At 72.1% G+C, this 14543-nt stretch carries 13 protein-coding genes and 1 CRISPR repeat array; of the genes, 7 read left to right on the forward strand and 6 right to left on the reverse strand.

What is annotated here, in order from left to right:
- Positions 1-71: 71 nt before the first annotated feature.
- The 5 genes from ACIG87_RS02290 to ACIG87_RS02310 form a co-directional block, all read right to left on the reverse strand.
- The gene (locus ACIG87_RS02290; protein WP_396847352.1) at positions 72-605 is read right to left on the reverse strand and encodes a DUF2231 domain-containing protein; all 534 of its coding nucleotides are present in this window, start codon (positions 603-605) and stop codon (positions 72-74) included.
- A gap of 100 nt (positions 606-705) precedes the next feature.
- Complete coding sequence (locus tag ACIG87_RS02295; protein ID WP_396847594.1) at positions 706-1434, reverse strand: ANTAR domain-containing protein; 729 nt, start codon at positions 1432-1434, stop codon at positions 706-708.
- 190 nt (positions 1435-1624) lie between these two features.
- Positions 1625-3916 carry an accessory Sec system translocase SecA2 gene (gene secA2, locus ACIG87_RS02300; protein WP_396847354.1) on the reverse strand — a complete coding sequence of 764 codons (2292 nt, stop codon included), beginning with the start codon at positions 3914-3916 and terminating at the stop codon, positions 1625-1627.
- A gap of 319 nt (positions 3917-4235) precedes the next feature.
- A CRISPR array of direct repeats spans positions 4236-5479; the repeat unit is 28 nt; unit sequence GGATCACCCCCGCGTGCGCGGGGAGCAG.
- Between the two features lie 44 nt (positions 5480-5523).
- Positions 5524-5733, reverse strand: a complete 210-nt coding sequence (locus ACIG87_RS02305; protein WP_396847356.1) for a DUF397 domain-containing protein — start codon at positions 5731-5733, stop codon at positions 5524-5526.
- Positions 5724-6491: a DUF5753 domain-containing protein gene (locus ACIG87_RS02310; RefSeq protein ID WP_396847595.1), complete on the reverse strand. Its 768-nt coding sequence runs from the start codon at positions 6489-6491 to the stop codon at positions 5724-5726. Before ACIG87_RS02310 ends, ACIG87_RS02305 begins: the two co-directional genes overlap by 10 nt.
- Positions 6492-6692: 201 nt before the next feature.
- Between ACIG87_RS02310 and ACIG87_RS02315 the strand changes: the two genes are divergently transcribed.
- From ACIG87_RS02315 to ctaD, 7 genes are all read left to right on the forward strand, one after another.
- Entirely contained in the window at positions 6693-6896 is a 204-nt protein-coding gene (locus tag ACIG87_RS02315; RefSeq protein WP_396847357.1) for a hypothetical protein, read from the forward strand.
- Positions 6893-7186: a hypothetical protein gene (locus ACIG87_RS02320; RefSeq protein ID WP_396847358.1), complete on the forward strand. Its 294-nt coding sequence runs from the start codon at positions 6893-6895 to the stop codon at positions 7184-7186. The genes ACIG87_RS02315 and ACIG87_RS02320 overlap by 4 nt, the downstream gene beginning before the upstream one ends.
- Positions 7183-7449 carry a flavin reductase gene (locus tag ACIG87_RS02325; RefSeq protein ID WP_396847360.1) on the forward strand — a complete coding sequence of 89 codons (267 nt, stop codon included), beginning with the start codon at positions 7183-7185 and terminating at the stop codon, positions 7447-7449. Before ACIG87_RS02320 ends, ACIG87_RS02325 begins: the two co-directional genes overlap by 4 nt.
- Before the next feature lie 484 nt (positions 7450-7933).
- Positions 7934-8857 (forward strand): glucosyl-3-phosphoglycerate synthase, encoded by a 924-nt coding sequence (locus tag ACIG87_RS02330; RefSeq protein WP_396847597.1) that lies wholly within the window; start codon positions 7934-7936, stop codon positions 8855-8857.
- A 114-nt stretch (positions 8858-8971) separates the two neighbouring features.
- On the forward strand, positions 8972-10129 hold the full coding sequence (locus ACIG87_RS02335) for a glycosyltransferase (RefSeq protein WP_396847362.1): 1158 nt from the start codon (positions 8972-8974) through the stop codon (positions 10127-10129).
- Between the two features lie 177 nt (positions 10130-10306).
- Positions 10307-11035 carry an ATP-binding protein gene (locus ACIG87_RS02340; RefSeq protein ID WP_396847364.1) on the forward strand — a complete coding sequence of 243 codons (729 nt, stop codon included), beginning with the start codon at positions 10307-10309 and terminating at the stop codon, positions 11033-11035.
- Between the two features lie 89 nt (positions 11036-11124).
- On the forward strand, positions 11125-13131 hold the full coding sequence (gene ctaD / locus ACIG87_RS02345; protein WP_396847365.1) for a cytochrome c oxidase subunit I: 2007 nt from the start codon (positions 11125-11127) through the stop codon (positions 13129-13131).
- A 90-nt stretch (positions 13132-13221) separates the two neighbouring features.
- Here the strand turns inward: ctaD and ACIG87_RS02350 are convergent, their stop codons facing one another.
- Entirely contained in the window at positions 13222-14361 is a 1140-nt protein-coding gene (locus ACIG87_RS02350) for a SigB/SigF/SigG family RNA polymerase sigma factor (RefSeq protein ID WP_396847366.1), read from the reverse strand.
- Positions 14362-14543 lie beyond the last annotated feature (182 nt).

Below are 14543 nucleotides of genomic sequence, written 5' to 3' on the forward strand. Positions count from 1 at the left end.
AACCTGAATATGTCGCCACAGTCTCGCCGTGCGTGCGGCTGGTGCGGGGGCGCGAAGTACGGCCGGGGAGGTCAGGGGGCGGGGCGGAGGATATCCACGGTGGAGCCGGCGGGGACGCCGTCGAGGGTGTCGAAGCCGGCGGGCTCACGGCGACCGGCGTCGAACTGGCGCATCAGCCGGGCACCCAGCCCGACGCCGACCGCACCGACCAGCAGGGCGACCAGCTCGGTCACCAGCAGCACGCCGGTCGCGCCGCGCTGCGGGGCGTCCGCCCGGATCAGGCAGGCCAGCAGGAAGAGCGCGGCCATGCCCGCGTTGACCATGTTGAAGGTGACCATGGTACGGCGGTTCGGCCCCGGCCGTACGTCCCACAGGTCGATCATGCCGGCCACTCCGGCGAGCCCGGCGGCCACCAGCGCGGCGATCGCCGTCCAGTAGCCGACCTCACCGAGGAAGGCCGGGCCGCCCGCCACGTCGGCGAGGTCGAAGACGACAGCACTGACGAAGAGCCCGAACGGGAATGTCACAAGCATCGGTTGGATGGGATGCCCCTGCACACTCAGGCGGCTCTCCAACGGTTCCTCCCCGGGTTCGCACCAGCTCACCGGTCCAGGGTGCTACCCGAGGTCCCGTTCCACGAAACGGGACCGTCAGGATTCGCGGGGCCAGGGAGAAACGACACCCGGGTCGGCCGCCGCGACCCGATCAGGATTCGCGGGGCCGGGAGACGGTGGTGACCAGCCGCTCCGCCACCTCCCGCAACGGGATGTCCAGCGAGGACGCGGCGCTACGCAGCACGTCGAGGGCCTCCGGCGCCGGGCAGCCCCGCTGCGTCATGATCACCCCGACCGCCTGACCGACCACGTTCTCCCCGAGCAGCGCACCGTCCCGCTCGCCGGCCCGCTCGGCCCGCCTGGCCCGGTCCCGGACGGCGGCCAGCAGCAGCCCGGCGTGCTCGGCGAGGAGCATCGCGGTGAGCTGGTGCCGGGTGCTCAGCGAGCCGGCCCGGTCGGCGTACAGGTTGATCGCGCCGATCGCCCGCTCGTCGACGTCCACCGGGGCGGAGATCACCCCGCACACACCGAGACGGCGGGCGCGGTCGGTCCAGGCCGACCACCGGTCCTCGGCGGTCAGGTCCGCCGAGATGATCATCTCGCGGCACTGGATCGCGCTCATCGCCGGCGACTCCGGCCCCTGCCGCAGGTCGTCCAGCTCCGCCAGCCGGGGGTCGGAGGCCGCCACCCCGGCGGGCTCCCCCGCCCGTAGCGCGGTGAACCCGCACCAGGCCACCCCCGGTACGGCGTCCCCGGCGATCCGGACCAGCTCGGTCAACGCCTCGTCGAAGTCGTCGACCGCGATCAGCCCAGCGGTCAACTCCCGCAGCAGGGCGGCCGTTTCCAGTACCCCGAGCGTGTCGATCGTCAGCTCCCGCATGTCCAGGTTCACCGCGCCGCGGGCTCCGTACCGCACCTGCCGCGCGCTACCGGCGTCGTTGCCTGTGTCATCGTCGTGATCTCTCCCCCGAGTCGTGAGCCCCGGGCTACTACCCTGGCAAAAGCGGATCGAAACCGCGTAAGGGAACCCCTCCGGTTGCGGGACGGGCCCGGAGGGGTTCCTGCAACGCTCAGCGGGCTGCCGCGAGCCGGCGGCCGACCGAGGCGATCAGCCGGTCCAGCTCCGAGCCGAACGGGTTGTCGTGCACCAGGTACGTCCAGGTGGCGCTGGGCCGGACCAGCTTGGCGGCGTCCGGTTCCCAGTCCTCGTCGAACTCGGTCTCCTCGAAGGTGGCCAGGGTCCGCGTCTCGATCTCCGGGATGAGGTTGGTGAACGCCGGCACCGCCGCCCGGTGGAACTCGTCCAGCGGGTCGAGCCGGCCCAGCGCCCGCAGGTGCACGCCCTCGCGTACCTCGGACAGCTCGGCCAGGTGCTCCGCCCAGAGCCGGTCGGTGTGGTAGAGCGCGATCGACCGGGCCACCCGGGCCAGCAGGTCCTCGTCCATCTCGCCGGCCTTCTCCGGCATCCGGTCGAGCAGCATCAGCGCGGCCACGTCGGAGGTCAGCAGCCGCTCCCGGCGCTCGGCCAGGGCGATCCGCTGCTGCTCGATGACCACGCTGTAGCGCCAGGTGTTGCGGTGGATCTCGTGGTTGACGCCCTCGGCGACCCGCTGGGCGTGCTCCACCGCGTAGTCGACCTGCTCGTCGGTGACCAGGCCGTCGGCGTTCATCCGGGGCGAGGCCGGAATGGTGTCGCCGGCGTGCCGGACGACCAGGTCGTCCTCCAGGCTGACGAAGAAGACCGAGCCACCCGGGTCACCCTGCCGGCCGGCCCGGCCGCGCAGCTGGTCGTCGACCCGGCGGCTGTCGTGCCGGCCGCTGCCGATCACGTACAGGCCGCCCAGCTCGGCCACCCGCTCCTGGTCGACCTGCTCGCTGCCGCCGAGCCGGATGTCCACACCCCGGCCGGCCATCTGGGTGGAGACGGTCACCGCGCCGTACGCGCCGGCCTCGGCGATGATCGCCGCTTCCTCGTCGTCGTTCTTGGCGTTGAGCACCACGCACGGCACCCCGGCGGAGTGCAGGCCGGCGGCGAGCCCCTCGGACTCCTTCACGTCGAGCGTGCCGACCAGCACCGGGCGGCCCGCCTCGTGGCAGCGCCGGATCTCGTCGATCAGCGCCTCATCCTTCTCGGCCCGGGTCGCGTAGATCCGGTCCGGCTCGTCCTCGCGGACGCAGGGGGTGTTCGGCGGGATGACCGCCACCTCCAGGCCGAAGAACTCGCGGAGCTGGTCGCCGACCAGCACCGCGGTCGCCGTCATGCCGCACAGCTTGGGATACAGGCCGATGTACGCCTGCACGGCGATGGTGCCCAGCACCTCGCCCTCGGCGGTGGCGTCCAGGCCCTCCTTCGCCTCGACCGCGGCCTGGAGGCCGTCCGGCCAGCGGCGGCGCTGGGCGACCCGGCCGCGCATCTCGTCGATCAGCTCCACCGAGCCGTCCCGGACGATGTAGTCGACGTCGCGGTGCAGCAGGGCGTGCGCGTGCAGCGCCACGTTCACCGCGGAGAGCTGCCCGACGTGCTCGGTGTCGTACAGGTCGATGTCACCCAGCTTGGCCTCGACGGCGGCCAGGCCCTCGGTGGTGAAGGCGACGCTGCGGCCGTCGTCGGCGACGGTGTAGTGCCGGCCCTTGCGCAGGCCACGGACCAGCGCGGCGGCGGCGTGCACCGGGTCCTGCTCGCCGGTGACGGAACCGGCCAGCACCATCGGCACCCGGGCCTCGTCGATCAGGATCGAGTCGGCCTCGTCGACGATGGCGGTGGCCAGCGGCGGCTGGACCCGGTCCTCGAGGTCGGTGACGAGCTGGTCGCGGAGGAAGTCGAAACCGGCCTCGCTAACCGAGACGTAGGTGACGTCACAGCCGTACGCCTCCCGGCGCTCGGCCGGGGTGGACGCCTCGTTGACCCAGCCCACGGTCAGCCCGAGCAGCTGGTAGACCGGTGCCATCCACTCGGCGTCCCGGCGGGCCAGGTAGTCGTTGACGGTGAGCACGTGCACCGGCCCGTTGCCCAGCCGGACGTGCCCGTAGGCGGCCACGGTGGCGGTCAGCGTCTTGCCCTCACCGGTGGCCATCTCGGCGACCTTCCCGGAGAGCAGCGCCATCGCGCCGAGCAGCTGCACGTCGTACGGCCGCTGGTCGAGGCCACGGCGGGCGGCCTCGCGGCCCACCGCGCAGATCTCCACATACTCCGTGGCCGCGCCGGCGGCCTCGGTCAGCGCGGCGTCGTCGAGCGCCGACAGCTCATCCTCGCGCGCGGCGATCCGCGGCAGCAGCTTCTCCAGCGGAGCCAGGTCGACCGTCGTCCCCGGGCGCTGGAGGAACCGGCGGAACCTGCTCTTCAACCGTTGCGACACACCCATGAGCGGCAACGGTACGCGAACCCGGCCGGAAAAGGCTGCCCGGTCCGGACGTTGCGGCCCCGGTGTCCGGTTCCCGGCCCATCCGGGCAGGTCAACGAGGGGTGCCGGGCGGCCCACCGGAAGACGGCGGGCAGGCGCTCAACGAGGACGCAGGCTGACGATCGTCGATGATCAGCGAGGCCGGCCCCGGCCGGGGCCGGCGCAGGGGAAGAGCGTCATCTCTGGACAGCGGCACGGAGGCGGTGGGGCGGATCCCACGACGGCTGTCCCCGCCACCGTCGGACAGTGACGGGGGCGCACGCCGGCTGAGCGGTCGTCGGGATCACCCCGCGTACGCGGGGAGCAGCGCCACCGGTGACTGCGCCTCCACCCCGGGGATCACCCCCGCATGCGCGGGGAGCAGGTCGAGGGCGACGGCCTGAGGCCCGCGCGGCAGGGATCACCCCCGCGTGCGCGGGGAGCAGGCCATGGTCAGTACGCGCGGTGCGCGGCTCAACGGATCACCCCCGCGTGCGCGGGGAGCAGCTTGACGATCTCGGGTGGAAGTGGCGCGTCGGGGGATCACCCCCGCGTGCGCGGGGAGCAGGCCGTGCACGGGCTGATGGAGGAAGCGCTGCGCGGATCACCCCCGCGTGCGCGGGGAGCAGAGGGGGGTGTCCCTAAAGGGCTGAGGGGCGGAGGATCACCCCCGCGTGCGCGGGGAGCAGTACTGGGTCGGACGGCGGTTGTCTCGGGTCCGCGGATCACCCCCGCGTGCGCGGGGAGCAGCCCCAACTGGCCGTCACCGGCAGGGTGTTGGTGGGATCACCCCCGCGTGCGCGGGGAGCAGGCGCAGACCTGTACGCCGCGCTGACCAAGCTCGGGATCACCCCCGCGTGCGCGGGGAGCAGCCATTCAACCGTGAGCACATCGGACGGTAGCAGGGATCACCCCCGCGTGCGCGGGGAGCAGCAGTTCGCGTGGTCCCGGCTGCCGGCCCGGACGGGATCACCCCCGCGTGCGCGGGGAGCAGGGACGCGGGGCCACGCCGAGCGGGACGGCCTGGGGATCACCCCCGCGTGCGCGGGGAGCAGTGCACCACCTGCATTTTCAGCGGTCCGTCGCCGGGGATCACCCCCGCGTGCGCGGGGAGCAGGGAGAGACGCTGCGGGACGCGCTTGCCGAGACTCGGATCACCCCCGCGTGCGCGGGGAGCAGCGGCGAGCCTGTCGGCGATGCGTGCGCGGCGGGGGATCACCCCCGCGTGCGCGGGGAGCAGCTGGTCGTCGTCCGGGTCGGGGCTGCTCTGCTGGGATCACCCCCGCGTGCGCGGGGAGCAGGCGTTCAGCTCCCGACGGAACTGCTCCGCCCACGGATCACCCCCGCGTGCGCGGGGAGCAGGTGGACGACCAGGTGATCGCCGCGAGCCGGCCGGGATCACCCCCGCGTGCGCGGGGAGCAGAACCTCCGCCTCGACCGGCTCCTCATGGTCGTCGGATCACCCCCGCGTGCGCGGGGAGCAGGGTGGGGTGTCGGGTGCCCGACACCCCACCGCGGGATCACCCCCGCGTGCGCGGGGAGCAGGCTAATTGAGCTGGGGCGCTATAGATCAACTTCCCGGATTTACTTCACTTTGCCGCACGAGCCGACCCTCCTCGACTCGCGAAGTCAACGAAGCCACACCACGCCGCCGGAGCGAACGCGAGCACCCCACCCTCACGATCCTTGGTGTCACGCACCAGGACGACGCCGGGAAGGTTGCCCGCGACCTCGACACAGTCGCCGCCGTTGCCGCCGCTCTTCGTGCTCTTGTGCCACCGCGCGCCGGTCAGGTCCATGATGCAGCCACTTCTCTCAGAAGATCCAGAGTCCGTCCACGAGGGAGCGCCTCCCCACGGATACGCTCCCACCGCCGCTCAAGGTTAACAAGGTCAGAAGGCTTGTCCAGGATCTGCGCCTGCGCCGGACCATCGACGTGCGCCACTCTCGCCCCCTCCGGCAGGTCGGCGATGGTGAACGGCCCGTCGAGCCCCGGGTAGCTCGGCGCGTCCGCCGGAACGACGTGCAACTGCACGTTCGGCAACTCGGCGCAGGCGAGGAGCTGCGCGAGCTGGGCTGCCATGAGCGCCCGGCTGCCACCGACCCGTCGGCGCAGGACGCCCTCGTCCAGGACGGCGACCAGCAGGGGGCTGCGCTCACGGTGCAGGATCGCCTGTCGACTGATCCGCGCGTCGGTCAGCTCGTCCATCACATCGGCCGTCAGCGTTCCGCCGGTCAGCGTCGCCCGCGCGTACGCCTCGGTCTGGAGCAGGCCGGGCACCCAGGCCAGTTGAAAAGCCCGTAAAGTCGTGGCCTCTCGCTCGATGTCGACCCAGGGTCGGAACCAGACCGGCTCGCGCCGCTTGACGATGTCCGGCCAGAGGGCATCGACATCTCGCTCCAGCAATTCTGCGACGGTGGCCCGGTGGCGGCTCTGCGGAATGTGCCCAGGATTTGCCCACCGGGCAACGGTCTTCGGGTGCAGACCGAGCTTGCCCGCGAGGCTCTCCGCCGTGTAGCCCGCCTCGGTGATCGCCTTGACAAATGCGTGATTCATACCCATTCCCTCCCCGAACAAAGCAACCGTCCGAAAGAGATTACACAACGCTGTGTGATTGTCTGGCAACCCTCGGCAAGGTGAGTGGCAGGACGACGCCGCCGCTCCGGTCCAGCACCAGCGGTCGCGCCCGTCGGGTGGGGCCGCTCGAGAAGGGCGGGCGGCCCCACCCTCCACAACGCCGAGGGACAGGAAGCCACCATGCCGAAGGACGACCAGCCGAAGCCCAGCAGCCCAGCGCCGACGCCTCCCCCACCGCCCGCGACCCCACCACCGCCCGCGCCGCCGATCGTGCCCGGCCCGATCGGCCCGTTCATCCCGCCCTACCGGGGACCGGGCCGAATGATCAACGCCACCCCGCCGGCACAGTGGATCGCCGGCCGGAACCGGGGACCGGCGCGATGAGACATCGTCCGATCAGGCCGGGCGATCTGCTGCACCTGACCCGCTCCGCCTCACCCCAGTTCACCAGACCCATCATCGTGAGAGCCATCCGCGAACTGGTCGACCAACACACCTACGACGGATGGGTATGGATCACCGCGTACCAGCTGAACGCCGCCGGAGACGCGGTCCGACACCGCGAACTGTTCCTCCGACGCGACGGCCTGCGCTGGCTGACCACGATGCCGACGACCCGCCGCGACGCGCCGTCCCGGACCCGACACCGCACGACCCCGGCGACAACCTCATGACCGGCCCCCTGCCGGGCCGACACACTCCACTACGGCCCACCTGGCTCTGCCGAATCGACGCCCACCCCTGGCCCTGCGGCCCGGCCAAACTCGCCCTGCTCAGCGAGTACGCCGACAACCACACCGAACTACTCGACCTCCTGGTGACCTTGAAGGACGAGGCGGAACAGCATCTCACCCAACTCGACGGCGGCTGGCGCACCGACCTGACCCGCCGATTCCTGGCCTGGCCCCACCCACCAGCCTCCCCTCCACAGCAGTGATCAAGAGGTTTACGTCAGGGGGAACCATCCACGTTGACACAAACCTCTTGATCACCGAGGCGGGGCGGGACGGGACGCCGAGGCGGGGCGGGGGCGGGGGCGGGGCGGGGTGGGGGCGGGGTGGGGCGTTGGGCCGCCAGGCCGGCTTCGACCAGTGCCGGCCGGCACGCGCGCATTCCGTGGGCCGCTCGGCTCTGTTACGGCTACTCGCCCTCCGCACTGCCCTCGGCGGGTGAGGGCGAACCCCGGGCGGACCCGCAATACAGCGTTCACCTGCCGGGAACCGGCAGGTGGAGCCTTTGTGATCAGGCTGTTAGGGATTATCCAGTTAGCGGCTGTGCGTGGGTGGGAAAACCAAATCCGGGTTTTCCGCCAGGATCTGGGGGGTGTGCCAGTGCGGGATACAGAACCTAACGTCTCACCGGTCGTTGAGGCATGGGCCACATATCGGACGACGTCGGCGCAGGATTGGCCCACCCGACGGCTGATGAGGGCGAAGGGGGAGAACCGGGTCAGCGTGGTGCTGCCCGCCCGCAACGAGGAGGCCACCGTCGGGGCGATCGTCTCGACGATCCGGGAACACCTGATGGACCGGGTTCCCCTGGTCGACGAGCTGATCGTGGTGGATTCCCGGTCGACCGACCGGACCGCCCAGGTGGCTCGGGCCGCCGGCGCGGAGGTGGTCGGTCAGGACGAGATGACCCGGGGCCTGCCCCGGCTGACCGGCAAGGGCGATGCGCTCTGGGCCGGCCTGGCCGCCGCCGAGGGTGACATCGTCGCCTTCGTCGACGCCGATCTGCGCGAGTTCCGGCCGCACTTCGTGACCGGTCTGATCGGCCCGTTGCTGATCGACCCGTCGGTCGAGTTCGTCAAGGGCTTCTACCACCGGCCGCTGGTCGGGGCGAACAGCGTGGAGGCCGACGGTGGCGGGCGGGTGACGGAGCTGATGGCCCGGCCGCTGCTGAACCTGTTCTGGCCGGAGCTGGCCGGCTTCGTGCAGCCCCTCGCGGGCGAGTACGCCGGCCGGCGCGAGGTGCTGGAGCGGGTGCCGTTCGTCACCGGTTACGGAGTCGAGACGGCCATGCTGATCGACCTGCTGGAGCTGGTCGGCCTGGACGCCCTCGCCCAGGTCGACCTGGGCGAGCGCAAGCACCGGCACCAGGACACCGCGGCGCTGGGCCGGATGTCCGCGCAGATCATGCACACCGCCTGGGCCCGGTTGCAGCGTCGGGGCTGGGCCGCCCCGGGCACCAGCCCGGCACCCGTGCTGACCCAGTTCCGCCGGGGCGGCTCGGAGGCGCTGCCCAACCTCGACCGGGAGATCGTCGTCAACGACGTCTCGGTGCAGGAACGCCCACCCCTGGCCGAGCTGCGGCACCTGCTGCCGCGTCGGCGGGTGGCGGCGTGAACGCGCGGAGCGCGCCGATTCTGCGAGCCCGCAGCCGCGACCGAAGGAATACCGGCCGATGAGCGGGCGGACGCCTGCCCGGCATTCCGGCCGCTCCGAGAGGAAACCCCGATCATGAGCCTCACCGTGTTGATGAACGCCGGCCCGTGGCTGTCCGTGCCACCTCCCGGGTACGGCGGCATCGAGAACGTCATCGCCACCCTGGTGCCGGAGCTGCGCCGGCTCGGGGTGAGGGTGGTGCTGGCCTCCGTGGGGTCGAGCACCCTGCCGGTGGACGAGCGGTTCTCGGTCTTCGACGACGGGCAGTTCGCAGCCCTGCAACGCCCGTACAACCAGGTGTGCGGGGTGTCCCAGGCGCACCTCGCCGGGGTGGTCCGGCAGCTGCACGAACGGGCCGACATCGATCTGGTGCACGACCACGTGGAGGCGGTCGGGCTGGCCACCCTCGCGGCGATGGGACCGGACGCCCCCGCGGTGCTGCACACCCTGCACTGGGACCTCGCCAAGCACCCCGAGCTGTACGGCAACCTGGACGCCGGGGCGCGGGTCCGGGTCAACGGGGTCTCCGCCTCCCAGCTGGCCCGCGCGCCCCGGGCGCTGCGGGACCACTCGGTCGGGCACGTGCACCTGTCGACCCCGCTCGCCGTGCACGCCGACCGGGCGCCCCGGCCGGAGAAGGGCGACTACACGATCATTCTGGGCCGGATCAACCCGGGCAAGGGTCAGGACGTCGGTGCCCGGCTGGCCCGGGAGACCGGGGTGCCGCTGGTGCTCGCCGGCCCGGTCGGGCCGTACCACCGGCCGGCGGAGCTGGCCGCGGCGGGCGACGCGGCCCGACAGAACCCGGACGTCCGGTTCTTCTACGAACACGTCGCCCCACACGTCGACGGTGACCTGGTCCGCTGGGTCGGCACGGTGGCCGGCCGGGAGCGCGACGACCTGCTGGCCGGGGCGCGGGCATCGTTGTTCCCGCTGCGCTGGGAGGAGCCCGGGGGGACCGCCGTGGTGGAGTCGCTGGCGCTGGGCACGCCGGTGGTCGCGACCGGCCGGGGCTGCCTGCCCGAGCTGATCGCGCACGGGCGCACCGGTCTGCTCACCGACGACGAGGAGGAGCTGGGTGAGCTGCTGCTGGCGGCGAGCCGGCTCGACCCGGACGAGTGCCGGCGGGAGGCCGCCGCGCGGTTCACTCCGGCGGTGATGGCGCAGAGGTACGTGACGCTCTACGAGACGGTCCGCGAAGCGACCCGGGTCTCGCAGCTCCAGGCCGTCTGAGTGAAGCCGGCCGGGCCGCGGCGCTGAGTGCCGCGCGGGTGCCGCGACGCCGGGCCGGTGGAGTGCTGCGCGTACCCGTCCGGGTCCGGACCGTCACGGTCCGGGCCCGGTTTCGTCCCGCCGGGCCGCGGGTACCTGGCGGTTCTGCCCAGCACCACGAGCGGAATCGAGGGGCCGATGGTCAGCCGGATCACCTGCGAGGTTCTCGACGAGTCACCCGTGACCGTCGTACGACTCGCCGGCGCGCTCGACCTCGGCACCATGCGCGCCGTGCACACCGTGCTGGACCGCTGCCTGACCACCCTGCCGGACGCGCTGGTGGTCGACCTGGGCGGGGTGACCGTCGCCGACCGGCTGGCGCTGTCGGTCTTCGCCGCCACCGCCCGACACGCCGCCGACTGGCCGGCCGTGCCGGTGGTGCTCTGCTCTCCCCCGCCGGACGCCGCGGCCTGGCTGGCCACCTCCACCGCCTGCCGGGTGGTGCCGGTGCGGCAGGACTGCGCGGAGGCGACCCGGTTGGCCGGGGCGAGGGCCGCACCCCGGCTGCGGGCCCGGTTGGAGCCGGTGGCGGGGGCCTGCCGGCGGGCCCGTGAGCTGGTCGGCGACGCCTGCTCCCGGTGGAACGTGCCGCACCTGGTGGAACCGGCGTCGCTGGTGCTCAGCGAGCTGGTCGGCAACGTGGTGCGACACGCCCACACCCCGATGCAGATCACGTTGACCCTGCGCCAGCCGTACCTGACGGTCGCGGTCGCCGACGGCAGCCGTACGGTGGCCCGCGCGGCCAGCCCGAGCCTGGTCGCCGAGGGCGGCCGGGGGCTGCTGCTGATCCGGGAGATGGCCCAGCGCTGGGGCAGCTCCCCGCTGGCCGACGGCAAGGTGGTGTGGGCCCTCCTGCCCGCGAATTGACCGAAATTCCCTCTCTCGCCTGGTTACATGGTCGGAGGGACGGGTAGCCGCGCCCGTCCTTTCTGTCGTCACGACGGGGTGAGAGAGCCATGCCCAGACGGGTAACCACCGAGCCCGCACGAGACCGGGGGCCGGCGATCCTCGCCCCAGCCAGGTTCGGCGGCTTCCCCGGCCCGGTCCGCCCGGCGCTGCCGGGCGACAAGCTGATCCGGCTGCTCGGCACCACCGACGCCAAGCAGATCGGCCTGCTCTACCTGATCACGTCGTTCGTGTTCTTCCTGATCGGCGGGGTGCTGGCCCTGCTCATCCGGGCCGAGCTGGCCCGACCCCGGATGCAGTTCCTCTCCCCCGAGCAGTACAACCAGGCCTTCACCATGCACGGCACGATCATGCTGCTGCTCTTCGCCACCCCGCTGGTGTTCGCCTTCGGCAACTACATCGTCCCGTTGCAGATCGGCGCACCCGACGTGGCGTTCCCCCGGCTCAACGCGTTCGCGTACTGGCTGTACCTGTTCGGCGGCACCATGGTCCTCGGCGGCTACCTCACCCCCGGCGGCGCGGCCGACTTCGGTTGGACGGCGTACAACCCGCTCAGCGACGTGGAGCACTCCCCCGGCGTCGGCGCGAACCTGTGGGTGGTCGGTCTGGTCGTCTCCGGCCTGGGCACCATCCTCGGCGCGGTCAACCTGATCACCACCACGCTGACCCTGCGGGCCCCCGGCATGACCATGTTCCGGATGCCGATCTTCACCTGGAACATGCTGCTCACCGCCGTCCTGGTGATCCTGGTCTTTCCGCTGCTGGCCGCCGCGCTGCTCGCGCTCGGCGCGGACCGGCTGCTCAACGCCCACGTGTACGACGCGGCGACCGGCGGGCCGATGCTGTGGCAGCACCTGTTCTGGTTCTTCGGCCATCCCGAGGTCTACATCGTCGCGCTGCCGTTCTTCGGCATCATCACCGAGATCATCCCGGTCTTCAGCCGCAAGCCGATCTTCGGCTACACGGGCCTGGTGCTCGCCACCATCTCGATCACCGTGCTGTCGATGACCGTCTGGGCGCACCACATGTTCGCCACCGGCCAGGTGCTGCTGCCGTTCTTCAGCATCCTCAGCTACCTGATCGCGGTGCCCACCGGGGTGAAGTTCTTCAACTGGATCGGCACCATGTGGAAGGGACAGATCACCTTCGAGACGCCGATGCTCTTCGCCGTCGGCTTCCTGGTCACCTTCCTGCTCGGCGGCCTGACCGGGGTGCTGCTGGCCAGCCCACCGGTGGACTTCCACGTCACCGACTCCTACTTCGTGGTGGCGCACTTCCACTACGTGCTGTTCGGCACGATCGTCTTCGCCGCCTTCGGCGGGATCTACTTCTGGTTCCCGAAGATGACCGGCCGGCTGCTCGACGAGCGGCTCGGCAAGCTGCACTTCTGGACCATGTTCGTCGGCTTCCACGCGACCTTCCTGGTCCAGCACTGGCTCGGCGACGAGGGCATGCCCCGGCGGTACGCCGACTACCAGCCGCAGGACGGTTTCACCACGCTCAACATGATCTCCACAGTCGGCTCGTTCGTGCTCGGCGCGTCCACCCTGTTCTTCATCTACAACGTCTGGAAGTCCTGGCGGTACGGGGCGCTGGTGACGGTGGACGACCCGTGGGGCTTCGGCAACTCCCTCGAATGGGCCACCACCTGCCCGCCGCCGCTGCGCAACTTCGACCGGATGCCCCGAATCCGCTCCGAGCGCCCCGCCTTCGACGCCAAGTACGGCCCCTACGTCGCCGACCTCGGCCGGGACCTGCCGCAACGCACCACCCGACCGCCGCAGGAACTGCACGAGGAGATGCACCACGAACGACACGTCCCCGAGTCACCAGCGGCCGAGGGCGCGCACGGGGCCGGGGACGCGGTGGCGTACCAACCCGCCCCGCAGTCCGGCGCCCGCCCGGTGGACGTGCCCGAGCCGGAGGACGTCCGCCGCCCCAGCTTCGCGCACTCCGACGCGCCGGAGACCGACCACCCCGAACCCGAGGGGAACCCCCGGAGCTCCGAGCGGTGGCGGCACCCGCACGGCAGGGACGACAACCCCGAGCAACCCTGACCGACGGCCGACCACCGGGCGGCACCGCGAGACGGTGCCGGCCCGGCGACGGTACGTGACGTGGCGGGGCTCAGGCGTCCCTGGCGGGGCTCAGGCGTCCACGGTGACGGGCAGGCCGGCGGCGGCCAGCGAACGCCGTACCGCCGGCTGGACCCGGGTCAGCCGCAACGGCACCCCGGTGCGGACGGCGGCGTCCCGGCCGGCCACCAGGGCAGCGATGCCACCGGCGTCGACCCCCCGCGCGGCGTCCAGGTCCACCACCAGCTCGCGGGGCTGCCCGGCGACCGCCTCCAGCATCATCCGGCGCAGCTGGTCCGCGCCGTCCCGGTCGATCTCGCCCCCCACCTCCACCACGGTCCGCTCCGAGGTGCGTTTGAGCGCGATCCGGTTCCGGCCGGTCTCCGCCTCGGCGGTGCCGTTCTGCCAGGGCGGCGGGGTGTCGGCGAGCATCGCCTGACGCAGCCAGGTCAACGCCCGGGACAGCAACCGGGACACGTGCATCTGGGAGATGCCGAACCGGGCGGCGATCTCCGCCTGGGTCTGGTTGCCGTAGAAGCGCATCGCCAGGATGCGCCGCTCCCGCCAGGGCAGCCGGTGCAGCAGCCCGCTGACCGTCACCCGGTCGTCCACCGACTCCAACGCGTTGTCCGACTCACCGACCAGGTCACCGAACTCGGCGGAGCTCTCCCCGCCGACCGGCGCGTTGAGCGAGGCGGGGCTGTAACCGGCCGCCGACTCCAGGGCGGCGAGGATCTCCTCCTCCGGCGTCTCCAGCCGGGCCGCCAGCTCGGCCACGCTCGGCGCCCGGGACAGCTCGCTGGTCAACGCCGAGGTGGCCTGCCCCACCTCCAGGATCAGGTCGCGCAGCCGGCGGGGCACGTGCACCCCCCAGGTGCGGTCCCGGAAGTGCCGCTTGATCTCCCCGACGATGGTGATCGCCGCGTACGCGGTGAACGAGCCCCGCTCGGGGTCGTACCGGTCGACGGCGTTGACCAGGCCGAGCCGGGCCACCTGCTCCAGGTCCTCCAGCGGCTCACCCCGCCCCCGGTAGCGGCGGGCCAGCCGGCCGGCGAACGGCAGGGCGAACCGGACGAGGTCCTCCCGGGCCTCCCCCCGACGTTCCGGTGGCAGGCCCGCGATCCGCGCGGCGTACGCCAGCGCGGCGGCGTCCAGGTCCTCCAGACCCCGTTCGGTCGGAGGTGGTGTGGTCGTGGTGGTCTGTCCGAACATCCGCGCCTCCCTCAGGAAGGTCCCCGCCCGGATCGAGCCGGTCGTGCGCGTGGATGGGACCACGCACCGGGTCGGAAGTTGGGTCACGTGCCGCGCCGGGATCACCGGACGCGCGGGGAGGATCACCGGTCGCCACACGGCGTGATCGAGCCGTCGCGGCGAGCGGTCTTCCCGCTCCCCAG

The organism is Micromonospora sp. NPDC051925 (assembly GCF_044548625.1).
In the GTDB taxonomy this organism is placed as follows: Bacteria; Actinomycetota; Actinomycetes; order Mycobacteriales; family Micromonosporaceae; genus Micromonospora.